13 protein-coding genes and 1 pseudogene are annotated in these 17,101 nt (G+C 31.3%); 8 read left to right on the forward strand and 6 right to left on the reverse strand.

Going from position 1 to position 17,101, the window contains the following annotated elements:
- Positions 1–8 precede the first annotated feature (8 nt).
- From HMPREF9309_RS02005 to rsmA, 4 genes are read right to left on the reverse strand one after another with little or no spacing between them, the layout of a single operon-like run.
- Entirely contained in the window at positions 9–971 is a 963-nt protein-coding gene (locus HMPREF9309_RS02005; RefSeq protein ID WP_016646256.1) for a KpsF/GutQ family sugar-phosphate isomerase, read from the reverse strand.
- Positions 968–1,933, reverse strand: a complete 966-nt coding sequence (locus HMPREF9309_RS02010; protein WP_016646257.1) for an HTH domain-containing protein — start codon at positions 1,931–1,933, stop codon at positions 968–970. The genes HMPREF9309_RS02005 and HMPREF9309_RS02010 overlap by 4 nt, the downstream gene beginning before the upstream one ends.
- Before the next feature lie 11 nt (positions 1,934–1,944).
- Positions 1,945–3,960 (reverse strand): ribonuclease J, encoded by a 2,016-nt coding sequence (locus HMPREF9309_RS02015; protein WP_016646258.1) that lies wholly within the window; start codon positions 3,958–3,960, stop codon positions 1,945–1,947.
- On the reverse strand, positions 3,941–4,750 hold the full coding sequence (gene rsmA / locus HMPREF9309_RS02020) for a 16S rRNA (adenine(1518)-N(6)/adenine(1519)-N(6))-dimethyltransferase RsmA (protein WP_016646259.1): 810 nt from the start codon (positions 4,748–4,750) through the stop codon (positions 3,941–3,943). The genes HMPREF9309_RS02015 and rsmA overlap by 20 nt, the downstream gene beginning before the upstream one ends.
- Before the next feature lie 89 nt (positions 4,751–4,839).
- On the opposite strand from rsmA, the gene hisF reads away from it, so the two are divergent.
- The 3 genes from hisF to rlmN are packed head-to-tail and all read left to right on the forward strand — an operon-like array spanning position 4,840 to position 7,213.
- Positions 4,840–5,580, forward strand: a complete 741-nt coding sequence (gene hisF / locus HMPREF9309_RS02025) for an imidazole glycerol phosphate synthase subunit HisF (RefSeq protein ID WP_016646260.1) — start codon at positions 4,840–4,842, stop codon at positions 5,578–5,580.
- An 8-nt stretch (positions 5,581–5,588) separates the two neighbouring features.
- Entirely contained in the window at positions 5,589–6,152 is a 564-nt protein-coding gene (locus HMPREF9309_RS02030) for a phosphorylase family protein (protein ID WP_231370843.1), read from the forward strand.
- Positions 6,149–7,213, forward strand: a complete 1,065-nt coding sequence (gene rlmN, locus HMPREF9309_RS02035) for a dual-specificity RNA methyltransferase RlmN (protein WP_016646262.1) — start codon at positions 6,149–6,151, stop codon at positions 7,211–7,213. The genes HMPREF9309_RS02030 and rlmN overlap by 4 nt, the downstream gene beginning before the upstream one ends.
- Before the next feature lie 238 nt (positions 7,214–7,451).
- Here the strand turns inward: rlmN and HMPREF9309_RS02040 are convergent, their stop codons facing one another.
- Complete coding sequence (locus HMPREF9309_RS02040) at positions 7,452–8,360, reverse strand: RluA family pseudouridine synthase (RefSeq protein WP_016646263.1); 909 nt, start codon at positions 8,358–8,360, stop codon at positions 7,452–7,454.
- Between the two features lie 70 nt (positions 8,361–8,430).
- Here HMPREF9309_RS02040 and purB point away from each other — a divergent pair, with 70 nt between their 5' ends.
- Positions 8,431–9,759, forward strand: coding sequence for an adenylosuccinate lyase (gene purB, locus HMPREF9309_RS02045; RefSeq protein WP_016646264.1), 1,329 nt, complete (start codon positions 8,431–8,433; stop codon positions 9,757–9,759).
- A 64-nt stretch (positions 9,760–9,823) separates the two neighbouring features.
- A complete protein-coding gene (locus HMPREF9309_RS02050; RefSeq protein WP_016646265.1) occupies positions 9,824–12,199 on the forward strand; it encodes a ribonucleoside-diphosphate reductase subunit alpha in 2,376 nt (791 codons plus the stop codon).
- A gap of 114 nt (positions 12,200–12,313) precedes the next feature.
- Here the strand turns inward: HMPREF9309_RS02050 and HMPREF9309_RS02055 are convergent, their stop codons facing one another.
- Positions 12,314–12,826 (reverse strand): pyridoxamine 5'-phosphate oxidase family protein, encoded by a 513-nt coding sequence (locus HMPREF9309_RS02055; RefSeq protein ID WP_016646266.1) that lies wholly within the window; start codon positions 12,824–12,826, stop codon positions 12,314–12,316.
- Positions 12,827–13,031: 205 nt separating this feature from the next.
- Between HMPREF9309_RS02055 and HMPREF9309_RS02060 the strand changes: the two are divergent.
- The 3 genes and pseudogenes from HMPREF9309_RS02060 (at position 13,032) to HMPREF9309_RS02075 (ending at position 17,101) form a co-directional block, all read left to right on the forward strand.
- Positions 13,032–15,314 (forward strand): annotated as a pseudogene (locus HMPREF9309_RS02060) (ribonucleoside triphosphate reductase).
- A 2-nt stretch (positions 15,315–15,316) separates the two neighbouring features.
- Positions 15,317–15,991 carry an anaerobic ribonucleoside-triphosphate reductase activating protein gene (locus tag HMPREF9309_RS02070; protein WP_016646269.1) on the forward strand — a complete coding sequence of 225 codons (675 nt, stop codon included), beginning with the start codon at positions 15,317–15,319 and terminating at the stop codon, positions 15,989–15,991.
- Between the two features lie 87 nt (positions 15,992–16,078).
- The gene (locus tag HMPREF9309_RS02075) at positions 16,079–17,101 is read left to right on the forward strand and encodes a ribonucleotide-diphosphate reductase subunit beta (RefSeq protein WP_034907750.1); all 1,023 of its coding nucleotides are present in this window, start codon (positions 16,079–16,081) and stop codon (positions 17,099–17,101) included.

Consider the following 17,101-nt stretch of genomic DNA (forward strand, 5'->3'; position numbering starts at 1 on the left):
TTTTCCATTTACAATCCTAAATTTGTCAAATCATGAATGTGTAAAGCCCCGATTGGAACTTTTTTGTCATTGACAATTACAAGTAGTTGAATTTTATATTTTTCTATTATTTTAAGGGCAGTTGATGCTAACATTTCATCATCATCTATGATTTTTGGCTCTTTTGTTGCGTAGTTTAAGGCTTTATCATTTATATCAAAATCGTCTCTTTGTAGTGCTCTTCTTAAATCCCCATCACTTAAAATCGCCACTAACTTACCGCTTTTATCTGTTAGTAAAACAGCTCCAAGTTTTCCATGAGTCATCGTATCTATGGCAACTTTAAGACTAACATCACAACTAACAACTGGTAACTCGTTAGTTTTCATAACATCTTTTACCTTTAAAAAGAGTCTTTTTCCAAGGCTTCCACCTGGATGAAAATTTGCAAAATCCTCAACTTTAAAGTTTCTCATCTTCATAAGACAGATTGCCAAGGCATCACCCAAAGCCAAAGTTAGCGTAGTAGAAACTGTTGGCGCAGCACCTAATGGACAAGCCTCTTTTATGATATCAAGGCTTATTATTTCATCGCTAAATTTAGCCAAAGAGCTACCAAGCTTAGCAGTCATTGATATAATTTGAACGCCAAATCTTTTTAGGTGAGGCATTATTTTTATAAGTTCATCACTTTCACCACTAAAACTTATCGCTAGTATCACATCGCTTTTTTGCACCATTCCAAGATCTCCATGCAAAGCTTCAGTTGGATGTAAAAAAAAACTAGGAGTGCCAGTACTAGCCATTGTAGCTGCTATTTTTGCACCTATATGACCACTTTTTCCAACGCCCGTTACGATAACTTTTCCTTTGCAAGAATAAAGCAATTTTAAAGCATTTTCAAATTTATCATCAAGCAAGTTTGAGTGCCTTAAAAGCTCATTTCCCTCAAGCTCCAAAACTCTTTTTCCAATTTCTAAAATTTCACTCATTTTAGATCTTTTTTTATCTTTTTTTCTAACATATGTCTGTTGATTTCTTCGCCATCGCAAATTTCATCAAATTCATTTTTATATCTTGTTTCATTTTTAACATCATAGTCGTTTATTGTTTTTATAAAATTTTTGAAATCTTCATTTTTGTATGAAAGCTCATCAACTAGATTAAAATCTAAAATTTCCTTAAATTTTGCAGGGGCTATGATTTTGCTTTGCTCTATATTTTCACTATCAAGACTTAAAACTCCAATACCAAAACTAAGTGCTGTTTTTGTTATCAGCTCTATTAACTCTTCATCGCTTTCGTCAATATCCAAAGCAACCAAATATCCCTCATTTGCCCAACTTGAGTTACTAACAGCCTGAAAATAACACTTTCTAAAATCTGAAACAGTAAGTTTTATTTTTAATTCAAATGAATAAATTTTTATAGGGAAATTTTTAAATTTTTCTAGAAATTTATATGTAGTGTCGCTGTTAAATTCCTCAAAACTAACAGCAACCATATCAGGATATAGCCATTTATTAAAACCTTTATCGTTTTTTGGGCCTTTTCTATGATTGATTGTTTTTGGTAAAGCGTTAAAATTTGGATTTGAGTTTATAAAATATGCAAGAATACAATGTAAATCTCCCTCATTAAATTTAGTGGTTTGTGAATCATTATTTGAAGTTTTACTATTTTTCGAAGCCTGTATTTTTGCTTTAATATTAAAATGCTGATCTTTTAACATTATCAAAATTGGTCTTTCCTGCACTTTTTTAAAAATAGTATCTGAATTATTTTTTAAATCCATATAAATATATGCACCAAAAGTAGCCCATGGTGTTTTACCTTTGAAATTTAGCTCTTCTGTAAGCCCTAAATTTTCGGCTATTTTATACATTTGACTTGGATTTAATGGCCTTTGCTCTTTTTCTAAAATTTCCTTTGCAATCTTTATAACTTTATTCATATTAACTCCTTTTAAACTAGATAAATTACAGGAACAATTGTAGGATACTTTTTAAGACGTCTAAAGATATGCTTTCTTATGGCTTGTCTTATTTGATTTTCTAAAGCCCTTTGATCTCCTAAAAGCTCATTTTTTAAATTACTTAGAAACTGTATTAAAACAAGTTCCATATCTTTTGCAAAGGCTCTTTGTTCTTTTGCATTAACAACTCCATAAGTTATAACTCTTGTTTTTACAAGCTTTTTATTTGCTTGATCAACTTGAGCGATAACCATTACAACACCAGCATCCGCTAAATTTTGACGATGTTTTACCATATCATCTGAGATTTCTTTGTTTATCTGATTGTCGACAAAAATTTTGCCAGTTTTTACAGTTTTTACTCTTTTTATATATCCACTTGTAACCTCAACTTGATCACCATCACTCATCAAATAGATATTTCTCTCATCAACACCGCACTCAATGGCTGTTTTAGAGTGCTTTTCTATATGATTATACTCCCCATGAACAGGCAAGAAAAACTTAGGCTTTGTAAGACGAAGCATGAGCTTTTGTTCTTCTTGTGCAGCGTGACCTGAGACATGAATCTCACTAAAATCTTGATACGCAACTTTTGCACCACTTTTTAAAAGATAGTTTAAGATATTTGAAACACTCGCCTCATTTCCAGGGATTGCTTTAGCTGAGATAATAATTTGATCGCTTGGCTTTATCTTGATATATTTATGCTCATCCGTTGCCATTCTATATAGTGCACTCATAGTCTCGCCCTGACTTCCTGTTGTTACTATTAAAACCTCGTTATCAGGGTATTTTCCAACTTCGTTTGCATCTATAAAAATTTCCTTTGAAAGATCAATATATCCAAGCTCCATAGCAGTAAATAAATTTCTCTCCATTGATCTTCCAATAACACAAATTTTTCTATTGTGTTTTAGCCCATGTTCAATAGCTTGATAAATTCTATGGACATTTGAGCTAAATGTGCTCATTATAACTCTTCCTTTTGACTTGGAAAATATCTCATCAAAGGTCTTTCCAACTGTTTTTTCACTCTTTGTAATGCCATCTCTATGAGAATTTGTGCTATCACTCATCAAAAGAAGCACCCCTTTTTCTCCATATTCTGCTAAGCGCCCTAAATCAGTCGGATAACCATCGATTGGTGTGTGATCTATCTTAAAATCCCCTGTGTGGATGATAGTGCCAGCTTCTGTTTTTATAGCAAGGGCTGAAGCATCAATTATGGAGTGAGTGATATGTATCCATTCGACATCAAAATCGCCTATTTTATAGACTTTTCTTTTTTCTACTGGTCTGAAAAGTGCTCTTTTTACCTTTAAGCCATGCTCTTCAAATTTATTTGATATCATTCCAAGACAAAGTGGCGTAGCATAAATTGGATAGTCAAACTCTTTATAAAAATATGGCATTGCGCCGATGTGATCTTCATGCGCGTGAGTTATAATTACAGCTTTAATTTTGTCTTTTATCTTTCTTATATAGTCAAAATCAGGTATTAAAATATCAACTCCAAGCATACTTTCATTTGGAAAACTCATACCAACATCAACTATAATGGCACTTGTATTTGTCTCAAAAATAGTGATATTTCCACCTATTTCACCAAGACCACCAAGCGGAGTTATGCGGATCTTAGAATTTGATTTAAAAAATCTTAAAGGATTTAGCCTTTCATCGTGAACTTTTTTGTTTGCGATGATTGCTTTTTCCATCTCTTTTTGCCAATTTTCATTGCCGTTTAAACATCTAGAAATATTTGATTTTTTTCGTCTTTTTGACTGAGTTTTTTTAGGAGTTTCTTTTTCGCCTATGCCTGATTCTTTTTGAAGATTTTTCTTTCGGTTTGCATAGCGATTTGTCTTTTTAAAACCGTTTTGCCTACTTGTTTGTTGATTTTGATTGTTTTCTTTTTTTACACCGTTATTGTTTTTGTTATTTGAATCATTTGGATAGCTGTTTTGGGTGCTTTTATTGTCTGCACTATTTTGATTTTTTTCCATTTTTCACCTTTAAATAATTAAAAATTTTTACTATTAAGGTGTTATTTAATTGATGAGCTCTTAAATTTCTATCTAAATTCAACTCTTCAAAGCATTTTTCTAAAATCTCTTTATCAATCTCAGAGCTTAAATTTTTAAAAAGCGTTTTTCTAGGACTTAAAAAACAGGTTTTTAAAAAATCTTTATAAGATTCATAGTTGATTTTATCAAGCTCATTAAAATTATCAAATTTATTAAATTTTACAACGCTTGACATAACCTTTGGTTCTGGTTCAAAGCTACTTGGAGGCACATCAAACAAAGTTTTTATCTCTCCGTTTAAGCCAGTTATTAAACTAAGCGAATTTGAACCACCAAAGCCACAAAATTTCAAGGCAACTTCACGCTGGATCATAACTATAAATCCTAAGCAATTTGGATCATCTATTGCTTTTAGCATGATATTTGTCGCCACATAATATGGCAAATTTGCAACTAAAAAATAGCTCTTACAACTTATTAAATTCCAATGATGCAAAGCATCGCCAAGCGTTAAGATCAATTTTTCTTCATCGATTTCTTTTTTAAAAGTTTGATTTAAAATTTTAAAAAGATCTTCATCAATTTCATAACTTTTAACTTTTGAAATTTCTAACAATTTCTTAGTTAAATCACCTAAGCCAGCCCCAATTTCGACCAAATCGCAATCTTTGGCACTAAAAATATCTTTGGGAATCGCTTGGATGATCTTATCAAGAACCACGCTATCTTTTAGGAAATTTTGTCCGAATTTCTTTTTTGCCTTTATCATCAAAAGATTATAACTAAAAAAAACTAACAAAGCTACACATTAGAAAAATTTTGATAAAATAACACTCTATTTTAATACAAAGGCAAAAGATGAAAAAGATAATTCCTTGTCTTGACACAAACAAAGGCAGAGTTGTAAAAGGTGTAAATTTTGTAAATTTAGTCGATGTCGGAGATCCTGTAGAAATAGCTCAGTTTTATGAAAAAGAAGGCGCTGATGAGCTTTGCTTTTTAGATATAACTGCAACTAATGAAAATAGAAAAACAACAGTCGAGCTTGCTAAAAAAGTAGCAAATTCTATAAAAATTCCACTAATTGTTGGCGGTGGAATAAAGACAATTGATGATATAAAAGCACTTTTAGATGCTGGTGTAAGCAAGGTTAGCATAAACTCAGCAGCCATAAAAACACCTAGTTTAATCAATGAAGCAGCTAAGGAATTTAACTCATTAATTGTGGCAATAGATGTAAAAAAAGTAAATAATAATTACAATGTTTTTATAAATGGTGGCGAAGTTGATAGCGGCAAAGAGGCTTTAAAATGGGCTTTAGAAGTTCAAGATAGAGGTGCAGCAGAAATTCTTCCAACATCTATGGATAGAGATGGAGTAACTAACGGATATGATTTAGAAATAACAGGTTTGTTAGCAAAAGAGTTAAATATCCCAGTTATTGCAAGTGGTGGTGCTGGAAAAATGAGTGACTTTTTAGATGCTTTTAAGGTTGGAGTTGATTCGGCTTTGGCAGCTTCAGTATTTCACTTTGGAACAATTCGCATAAATGAGTTGAAAAAATATCTTTTAGAAAATGGTATAAAGGTTAGAATTTAATGACTAACTTGTTAGTTTGTGCAGGAAAAAGTGAGAGCTTCGAATTTGCTCAAAGTATTGGAATTGGGCTAATACAAAGCGCTATAAAACTAACTAACATACTAACAAAAAAATCTATAGAAGACGATTTACCAAAACAAATCGTCTTCGTTGGAACTGCTGGAATTTATAAAAAAGGTGAAATTTTAGAAATCTATGAAAGTTCTAAAGCTTCAAATTTAGAAATTTCTAGGCTTTTAAATTTGTCGTATTCTCCTTTAAATTTAGAAAATCCACTAAATGTTTCACGTGAAACATCACTAACAAACAGTTCAAATATTGTTATAAACTCATCAAATTTCATAACACAAGATAAAAATTTAGCGGCAAAATTTTATGAAAATGGTTTTGATTTAGAAAATATGGAGTTTTATTCTGTTTTAAGTGTAGCAAATTTTTTTAAAATTAAGTGCAAAGCAGTAGTTTGTACTACAAATTTTTGTGATGAAAATGCTCATGAAATGTTTATAAAAAACCATGATGCAGCAAAAGAAAAATTAAAAATATATATGAAAGAAAAAGGGTTGATTTGAAAAATTTACTTGATTTTACAAAAGATGAACTCGGTGAATTTGTAAAACCAGCTTTTAGAGCTAAACAAATTTATGAATGGATTTACAAAAAAAATGTTGATAGCTTTGATGAAATGTTAAATTTACCAAAAGATTTAAGGCAAGATTTAAGCCAAAATTTTTATTTTGATCCACTAAAAGTTGTAAAATCTGAAAAAAGTAAAGATGGAAGTATTAAATATCTTTTTGCATTAAAAGATGGAAAAACTATAGAAAGCGTTTTGCTTCCAATGAAAGATGAGGAAAGAGCTGATGATGGCAAAATTGTAAGTCATGCCAGATACACTGTCTGTGTTAGCTCGCAAGTCGGATGCAAAATGGGTTGTAGTTTTTGCCTAACGGCCAAAGGTGGGTTTGTCAGAAACTTGACTGCCGGTGAAATTGTAGAACAAGTTCATTTTATAAAAAAGATTAATAAAATTCCATATGAAAGACGTGTAAATATTGTTTATATGGGAATGGGCGAACCTCTTAATAATCTTGAAAATGTTGCAAAAGCTATTAAAATTTTTACCGACAATGACGGACTTGCAATCTCGCCAAGAAGACAGACAGTAAGCACAAGTGGACTTAGCTCACAAATAAAAAAGCTTGGAGAGATGAATTTGGGAGTTTTATTGGCAATATCACTTCATGCAGTAAATGATGAGTTAAGACAAGAGCTTATGCCAATAAATAAGGCTTATAATATAGCTTCCATAATGGATGCCATAAGAGAGTTTCCTAGTGATATGAGAAAAAGAGTGATGTTTGAATATCTAATGATGCACAGCGTAAATGATAGTCTAAAAGATGCAAAAACTTTAGTAAAATTACTTCATGGTATAAAGGCAAAGGTAAATTTAATCTATTTTAACCCACACGAAGGCAGCATTTATAAACGTCCGTTAAAAGAAAATATGGAAAAATTCCGTGATTTTTTACAAAGCAAAAGTGTAACTTGCACTATAAGAGAGTCAAAAGGAATTGACATAAGTGCGGCTTGTGGACAACTAAAAGAACGAAGTGAAAATAAAATATAAAAAAATAAAAGGGAAAAAAATTGACAAAATTAGATTTAATAGAGATTATTTTTATAACTATTGTTTTGATTTTAGGCTTTGGTCTTATGATTAAAGTGATATTATCTGAAAACAAAGATGAGTAAATTTTACTAACAAAAGTTAGTAAAATTGTATAAAATACAAACTTATTTTGATAGATATTGCTCAAAGTATTCTAACAAAATAAATAGTTATTGTTACTTTACCATTTCCAAATTTAATAAAATCCTATTAGTTTTTCAAATTCATTTTTTGCATCGAAATTACTTTTAATATTATAAGTTTTTCCATTAAACTCAAATTCTAAACTTTCTGAGTGAAGTAAAAGTCTTTTGGCTCCAGTGATTTTTACCCTACTTTCAACACTTATTTTTTCATCTAAAAAATCACTAGCGAACTCATCACTAACTCCATAAAGTGCATCTCCAACTATTGGATGTTTCACGTGAAACAATTGCACTCGTATCTGGTGCTGACGCCCTGTTTTTGGGATACATTTTAAAAGCGTAAAGCCTATTTTTTCATAAATTTGAACTATTTCAAACTCGGTCTTTGCAAATTTTCCACTAGTTTGGACATACATTTTATTTTTTAAACTCGTGGCTGTTTTATCGGTATTTAAAAAATTTTCTACTGTAAAATTTTTTTCAACAATGCCTTTAACTATAGCAAAATATGTTTTTTTTATTTCTAAATTTTGAAATTTAAGTTTAAGTTCTTTTTCAATGGTTTTATTTTTAGCCACGAGTAAAACTCCACTTGTTTCTTTATCTAGTCTATGTGCCACACTTGCATCTCGCCCAAATTTTGACCAAATTTCATCATTCATAGAGTAGTTTGAGTTTCTTCCATTTGGATGAGTTAAAACTCCACTTGGCTTATCAAATGCCACCAAAATTTCATCTTCAAAAATAGGCTCTAAACCCTTTGGCTCACACTCATAATCGATTAAAAAAACATCTCCATTTAAAATTTGATTTTTAGATATAACAATTTCATCAAGGTTAAAAAGTCGCTTTTTATCTATAAGTTTTTGAGCTTGACTCATCTTATAACCTAAATTTAGTAAAATTTGATAAGCTTTTTCACCATTGACAAAAGCTATTTTTTTCATAATATAAGGCAATTTTTACCCTCTTTTTGCTAAAATGATAAATTATAACTTTATAAAAATTTTGTTTAAAAGAAGGTAAAAGATGGTAGAAAGATATGCTAGAAAACAGATGAGCGACAAATGGACAATAAAAGCAAAATATGATGCTTGGCTAAAAGTTGAGTTAGCAGCTGTGAAGGCTTGGAACAAACTTGGGCTTATAGATGATGAGTCATGCAAAAAAATTTGTGAAAATGCAAAATTCGATATAGATAGAATAGATGAGATAGAAAAAGTCACAAAGCATGATGTTATAGCGTTTTTAACAAGCGTTAGCGAAAATTTAGGAAGTGAGAGTAGATTTTTACACTATGGCATGACTTCAAGTGACTGCATAGATACAGCTGTTGGGCTTCAGATAAAAGAGAGCTTAGAACTAATTATAGAAGATGTTAAAAACTTAAAAGAGGCGATAAAAATCCGTGCATTTGAGCATAAAAATACACTAATGGTTGGCAGAAGTCATGGAATTCATGGCGAGCCGATAACTTTTGGGCTTGTTTTGGCGATTTGGTATGATGAGATAAATAGAAGCTTGGAGCTTTTAAATCATGCTAAAAAAGTAATTAGTGTTGGAAAAATAAGTGGAGCTATGGGAAATTTTGCTCACGCCCCGCTTGAACTTGAAGAGTTAGTTTGCGAGCATCTAGGCTTAAGTCCAGCACCAGCTAGCAACCAAGTAATACAAAGAGATCGCTACGCACAAGTTATCTCAGCTATTGCAATTTTGGCATCAAGCTGCGAAAAAATAGCTGTTGCCATTCGCCACTACCAAAGAACAGAGGTTTATGAGTGCGAGGAGTATTTTAGTCCCGGACAAAAAGGAAGTTCTGCAATGCCTCATAAAAGAAACCCAGTTTTAAGTGAAAATGTAACCGGACTTTGCAGGGTTTTGCGAAGCTATACAATTCCTGCAATGGAAAATGTCGCCTTATGGCACGAAAGAGATATAAGCCATAGTTCAGTTGAGAGATTTATACTTCCAGATGCCTTTATAACAGCTGATTTTATGCTAAACCGCCTTACAAATTTGATTAAAAATTTAGTTGTTTATCCTGAAAATATGATGAAAAACCTAAATTTAACAGGTGGGCTTGTCTTTTCACAAAGAATTTTACTTGAACTTCCAAAAAAAGGAATTTCAAGAGAAGATGCCTATAAAATAGTTCAAAGAAATGCAATGAAAGTTTGGGCTGATTTGCAAAATGGCAAAAAAGCAATCGATGAAAACAATCACAGCCTATTTTTACAAAACTTATTAAAAGATGAAGACTTAAAAGCAAATTTAAGCGATGAAGAGATAAAGCAGTGTTTTGACTACTCATATTACACAAAAAATGTAGATCAAATTTTTAAAAGAGTCTTTGACTAGTAAATAATATATTTAAATTAAATTGTTAGATTACAGTAGAAATAAGAAAGGTAAAAGAGAGCAGATGAAAGTAATAAAAAGAAACGGCAGAACTGAAGAACTTGATATAAGCAAAATCAAAAAATATACAAAAGAGTCTGTTGAGGGGCTTGAAAATGTGAATTTAAGCGAGCTTGAAGTTGATGCAAAAATTCAATTTAGAGATATGATAACAACAGAAGAAATTCAACAAACTCTTATAAAAACAGCTGTTGATAAGATAGATATTGATCGCCCAAACTGGACTTTTGTAGCGGCGAGACTGTTTTTATATGATCTTTATCACAAAGTTACAGGATATACTGGATATCCACATTTACGTGAGTATTTTGAAAGAGGCGAAGAGGTTGGGCGAATTTTACTTGGACTAAAAGAAAAATATGATTTGGATGACCTAAATAGCTATATTGACCCAAAACGCGACCTACAATTTACCTATCTTGGCATAAAAACACTTTATGATAGATATCTATTAAAAGATAAGAACGCCAATCCAATCGAACTTCCACAACATATGTTTATGGCAATAGCTATGTTTTTAGCGCAAAATGAATTTGACTGCCAAAGTTGGGCTAAGAAATTTTATGATTTAATATCTAAATTTGAGGTTATGCCAGCAACCCCTACCCTATCTAACGCAAGAACAACACGCCACCAACTTTCATCTTGCTATATTGGCTCTACACCTGATAATATAGAAGGAATTTTTGATAGCTATAAAGAGATGGCGCTACTTTCTAAATTTGGCGGTGGGATCGGCTGGGACTGGAGCAAAGTAAGAGCTATGGGTGGCAGTATAGATGGGCACAAAAACGCAGCTGGTGGAATAATACCATTTTTAAAAATAACAAATGATATTGCTGTTGCGGTTGATCAGCTAGGAACTAGAAAAGGAGCAATTGCTGTTTATATTGAGCCTTGGCATATGGATGTGGGTGATTTTTTAGATCTTAGAAAAAACTCAGGTGAAGAAAGACGCAGAGCCCATGAAATTTTCCCAGCACTGTGGATAAATGATCTATTTATGAAAAGAGTTCAAAACAATGAAAAATGGACACTTTTTGATCCAGCTGACACGCAAAATTTAACAAATTTATATGGTGAAGAATTTGAAAAAGAGTATGAAAAATATGAAAATAATCCAAACATTCCAAAAACAGTTATACTTGCAAAAGAGCTTTGGAAAAAGATTTTAACTTCATATTTTGAGACTGGAATGCCATTTTTAGCCTTTAAAGATAATGCAAATAAAAGAAACCCAAATTCTCACTCAGGCATAATAAGAAGCTCAAATTTATGTACTGAAATTTTTCAAAATACAGAGCCTGATTATTACAAAATAAAAGTTATTTTTGAAGATGAAAGTGTTATGTTTTTTGATGAAGATGACATTGTAACAGTTGATAGTGGTATAACAAAACGAGCAAAAAAAATAACTTCGCTTGATTCTATGAATAATAAAAATATATTTATTGTTGAAAAGGAAAATATTCAAGGAAAAACCGCGGTTTGCAACCTTGCAAGTATAAATTTAAGCAAAATAAACACCAAAGAAGATATCCAAAGAGTTGTTCCAATAGCCATTAGAATGCTTGATAATGTGATTGATCTAAATTTCTATCCACACGAAAAAGTAAAACATACAAATATTCACTCAAGAGCAATTGGACTCGGTGTTATGGGTGAAGCACAAATGCTTGCAACCAAAAAAATACCGTGGGGAAGCTACGAGCATTTTGAAAAAATAGATGAAATTATGGAAAACATAAGTTACAATGCCATATTAAGCTCATCAAATTTAGCCGTTGAAAAAGGCAAATATGCTGATTTTGAAGGCTCAAACTGGAGCAAAGGCATAATGCCAATTGATAATGCAAATGAGGAAGCTAAAAAACTTGTAAAAAGAGGTGGGCTTTTTGATGAGAATTCTTGCGATTGGGAAAGTTTAAGACAAAAAGTTAAACAAGATGGTATGAGAAATGGATATTTAATGGCAATAGCACCAACTTCTAGCATAAGTATTTTGGTTGGAACAACGCAAACAATTGAACCAGTTTATAAGAAAAAATGGTTTGAACACAATCTTAGTGGAATGATTCCAGTTGTTGTTCCAAATCTAACGCTTGATACATGGAATTTTTATACCTCAGCGTATGATCTAGAACAAACTCTACTTGTAAAAGCAGCAGCCGTTAGACAAAAATGGATAGATCAAGGACAAAGTTTAAATATATTTATAAGTCTTGACAAGGCTTCGGGTGGGTTACTAAACAGCATTTACACACTTGCTTGGAAACTTGGAGTAAAATCAACTTATTATCTAAGAAGCCAAAGCCCTGATACTGTGGCTGCTGAAAAAGCCGCAATGGATAGAAGCATAGAGTGTGAAGGTTGTCAGTAAAAATATCTTTAAAAATTAGGAAGTTTTAATGAAATTAAAGCTTCCTATAAAAATATTAAAAATCAAATTTTATAAACTAATACATAAAAAATAAATTACTGCCTTATCCTAAAATCATTTTATAATTTTTGCTTTTGCGCTCATAGAAATTATTTCAAATTTATAGATATTTGTTCTTTCTAAGCTTGCACTTATAGCCAAGTCAAATGCTTTCATGTATTTAGGAGTGTATTTTTCACACAACAACCTTAACGCCCTAACCTTTTCATCGCTGTCTAAAACCTCATAAGCTAATGTTTTTAAAACTGCACTTTTATACTCTGTTGTAAAAACATTACTTCCTAAGCTTTTTGGATTTTGCATGAATTTATTAAGTTCATCATCGCCTAAATTTGGTACTTTTACATAACTTACACAAACTATCGTAACCTCTTTTGCATTTTGGAAAAGCCTTTTTTTACTTCCAGCAGGTGCTCCGTGAATATAGATAAAATTTCCACTCCTAACAACAGATAAAGGGATACTAAAAACTTCATTTTCATCCATTGTAGAAAATGTCGCATACTCACAGTTATCTACTATTTTATAAGCGCTTTCATCGCTTAGTTTTCTATCAATTCTACGCATATTTTTTCCTAAAAAATTGTTTTATTTATTATATAAATATTAGCTGAAAATAGCCTTTAAATGGAACTTAGAGTTATTTTTAAAAAACAAATTTATAAATTTAATTTATGATACTTAATATCATAAATAATAGTAAAATTTATGCTATTTTTAAGAGTGCTTAGTTATAATATTTTATTAAATTTCAAATATTTCAGGATAAAAATTGACACAAAAAGAGATTTTAAAAAGAGATGGAAGTAAAGAGGAGTTTTTACCATACAAAATTGAAGATGCTATAAAAAAGGCATTTAAAAGCGAAAATAAGCCTTATGATAAAAGCATCTTTGATGCAGTTATGGATGAAATAACTTTTAAAAAAATAGTTGCTGTTGAAGACATTCAAGATATTATTGAAAAAGCGCTTTTTAAGGCAGGTTATTTTGATGAACTAAAAAGTTTTATGCTCTATCGTCACACCCACAAAATGCAAAGAGAACAAATTCTAGGGTTAAATGACGATACGACATACATTAACTCAACACAAACAATAAATGAGTATATTAATGGAACTGATTGGCGAATAAGTGCAAACTCAAATACGAGTTATTCAAACGCTGGTCTTATAAACAACACAGCAGGAAAAGTTATCGCAAACTATTGGCTAGATGCTGTTTACAGTAAAGAAGAGGGTTTAGCACATAGAAATGGTGATTATCACATTCACGATTTAGATTGCTTAACTGGATATTGTGCTGGATGGAGCTTAAGAGCACTTTTAAATGAAGGATTTAACGGAGTTAGAGGCAGAGTTGAAAGCCGTCCTCCAAAGCACTTTCGTGAAGCTCTTTATCAAATGGCAAATTTCTTAGGAATATTACAAAGCGAATGGGCTGGAGCACAGGCTTTTTCAAGTTTTGATACATATTTAGCACCTTATGTTTTTAGAGATAAACTAAGCTACTCTGAGATGAAAAAAGCCATTACAAATTTTATATTCAACCTAAATGTGCCTGCAAGATGGGGTCAAAGTCCTTTTACAAATATAACTATTGACTTAACTCCGCCAAGTGATTTAAAAGACCAAATTCCAACTCATGATGATAAGCATCTTTTTAGAGACTTAGAAGATGATAAAGAGCTTTTAGAGCTGGCAAACAAGCGAGGTAAAAAGCATTTAATCGACATGACTTATGGCGATTTTCAGCCTGAAATGGATGCTATAAATAAAGCATTTTATGAGGTAATGACAAAAGGCGATCGCCTAGGACAGCCTTTTACTTTTCCAATTCCTACTGTAAATATAACTGAAGATTTTAACTGGGATAGCGAAGTAGCTGATGCATTGTTTGAAAATACAGCAAAAATAGGCTCAAGCTATTTTCAAAATTTCATAGGAAGCCAATATATAAAAGATGAAAATGGAAATTTAGTTGAAAATCCAAAAGCCTACAAGCCAGGTCATGTAAGAAGCATGTGTTGTAGGCTACAACTTGATTTAAGAGAACTTTTAAAAAGAGGTGGCGGACTTTTTGGAAGTGCTGAAATGACTGGAAGCATCGGTGTTGTGACTATAAATTTGGCCCGTCTTGGATATTTATATAAAAATGACAAAAAAGCACTTTTTCAAAGACTTGACTATCTTTGCGAGCTTGCCAAAAGCACACTTGAAAAAAAGAGAAAATTTATCCAAGAAATGTATAATCGAGGGCTTTATCCATACACCGCAAGATATCTACCTGGGTTTAAAAATCACTTCTCAACTATCGGTATAAACGGCGCAAATGAGATGATAAGAAATTTCACAAACGATAAAGAAAACATTACAACTAAATTTGGAAGGGAATTTTCACTTGAAATAATAGAACATTTAAGAGAAAAAATTAAAACTTTTCAACAAGTTACTGGAAATTTATATAATCTTGAAGCAACGCCAGCAGAAGGCACAACATACCGCTTCGCAAAAGAAGATATAAAAAGATACCCGGATATAATCCAAGCAGGAACTAAAGAAAATAACTACTACACAAACTCAACACAACTTCCTGCAAATTTTGGAGATGATCCATTTGAAGCACTTGATTTACAAGATGAACTGCAAAGCAACTATACAGGCGGAACAGTGTTTCACCTGTATATGAAAGAACGAATTAGCTCAAAAGAGGCGTGCAAAAACCTAGTAAAAAATATAGTTACAAATTACAAACTTCCATATATTACAATCACGCCTGTTTTTAGTGTATGTAAAATTCACGGATATATAGCAGGCGAGCATGAGTTTTGCCCATATTGTGATGAAGAAATTTTAAAACAAGCAAATTAAAAGGAGAATAAAATGAGTAGAGATGAAATTTTAAATGCAAACAAAGACAAAAGAACAAAATGCGTTGTTTATACAAGGGTTATGGGTTATCACAGACCAGTTGAGAGTTTTAATATTGGTAAAATTGGCGAACACAATGAAAGAGTTAAATTTTGTGAGAATCCCAAAAAAGTAAAATCGGCCTAAAAATGGCACTGATTTATTCTATAACGCCATTTACAATGCTTGATTATCCTGATAAACTAGCGTGCATCGTTTGGTTTTCAGGGTGTAATATGCGTTGTATTTACTGCTATAACACTGAAATTGTAAAAAGCAGTGGCGTTATAGAAAATAGTGAGTTTTTACACTTTTTAGATGAGCGCATAGACAAACTCGAAGCCGTTGTTTTTAGCGGCGGAGAATGCACATTAAATAAAGATTTTTTATATCTAGCAAAAGAGGTTAAAAAAAGAAATTTTAGCCTTAAAATAGACACAAACGGTTCAAATTTAGAAATTTTAAAAAAAGCTATAAAGCTAAATTTAATTGATTATATTGCACTTGATTTTAAAGCATTAAAAGAAAATTATTTTTTAGTAACAAATTCTAATTTATATGAAAAATTTATAAAAACTTTAAAATATCTAATAAGTTTAAACTTTCCTTTTGAAGTTAGAACTACAATTCACGCTGATATTTTTACAGAAAATGATATTTCAAAAATGGCTGAAATGCTAGAAAAATTTGGCTATAAAGGAGTTTATTATTTGCAAAATTTTCTAGAAACTGGTGAGAATTTCGGAGTTTTACAAAACCCAACAAATAGTTTTGATCCAAAAAAAATTAAATCCAATTTAAAAATAGAGTTAAGAAATTTTTAATTGCTTACTATTTTCATTTTCTTTAAAGCCTTATTTGGATAAAATTATTTAAATATTACAAATTTAAGGAATAAAAATAAAATGACAATTGATAAGAAAAAAATTTATAATCCAGAGTCCAATGAAACACTTGGCAATAGAAAAGTTTTTGGTGGAAATCCACACGGAATTTTAAATTTCACAAAAGCTAAATATCAGTGGGCTTTAAAGCTTTGGGATTTAATGGAAGCAAATACTTGGTTTCCTAAAGAAGTCGATACAACCGATGATGTAAGAGACTACAACTTTAACTTAACACAGGCTGAAAAAAGAATGTATGATTTAGTTTGGAGCCAACTTATCTCAATGGATAGCTTTCAAACAAACAACTTAGCTGATAATATTAATCCTTATATCACCGCTCCTGAAATAAATGCCATTTTAGTTCGTCAAGCCTATGAAGAAGCAAACCACTCTAAAAGTTACGCTGTAATGGTTGAGGCAATATGTGAAAATACAGATTTAATATACGAAATGGAAAAACATGATGCAGTTTTGAAAAAAAAGAATGATTATATTTCAAGCGTTTATGAAGATCTTGCTGGCGATGTAACAGAAGAAAAGTTGGTTTTAGCAATGATTGCAAATCAAATTTTAGAAGGAATTTATTTTTACAGTGGATTTACTGCGATTTATGCATTAGCAAGAGCTGGAAAGATGCTAGGATCAGCTCAAATGATAAGATTTATCCAAAGAGATGAAATAACTCATCTTTTACTCTTTCAAAACATGATAAATACAGTAAAAAAAGAAAGACCTGATCTATTTAGTGAAAAAATTATAAATAAAATCTATGAAATGTTTGAAAAAGCTGGAGAACTTGAAATAGAATGGGGAAAATACATCACTCAAAACCAAATTATGGGCTTTACAGATGATATTATAACTGATTATATTCATTATTTAGTCGATCAGCGATTAACTGCAATTGGCTTAAAGAAAAAATATGGTGTAAAACATCCAATAAAATGGGTTGATGACTTTGCTAAATTTAATGATCAAAAATCAAATTTCTTTGAAAGTAAAGTTACAAATTACAGCAAAGGTAGCTTAACTTTTGATGATTTTTAA

It is taken from the genome of Campylobacter ureolyticus ACS-301-V-Sch3b, assembly GCF_000413435.1.
Lineage (GTDB): Bacteria > Campylobacterota > Campylobacteria > Campylobacterales > Campylobacteraceae > Campylobacter_B > Campylobacter_B ureolyticus_A.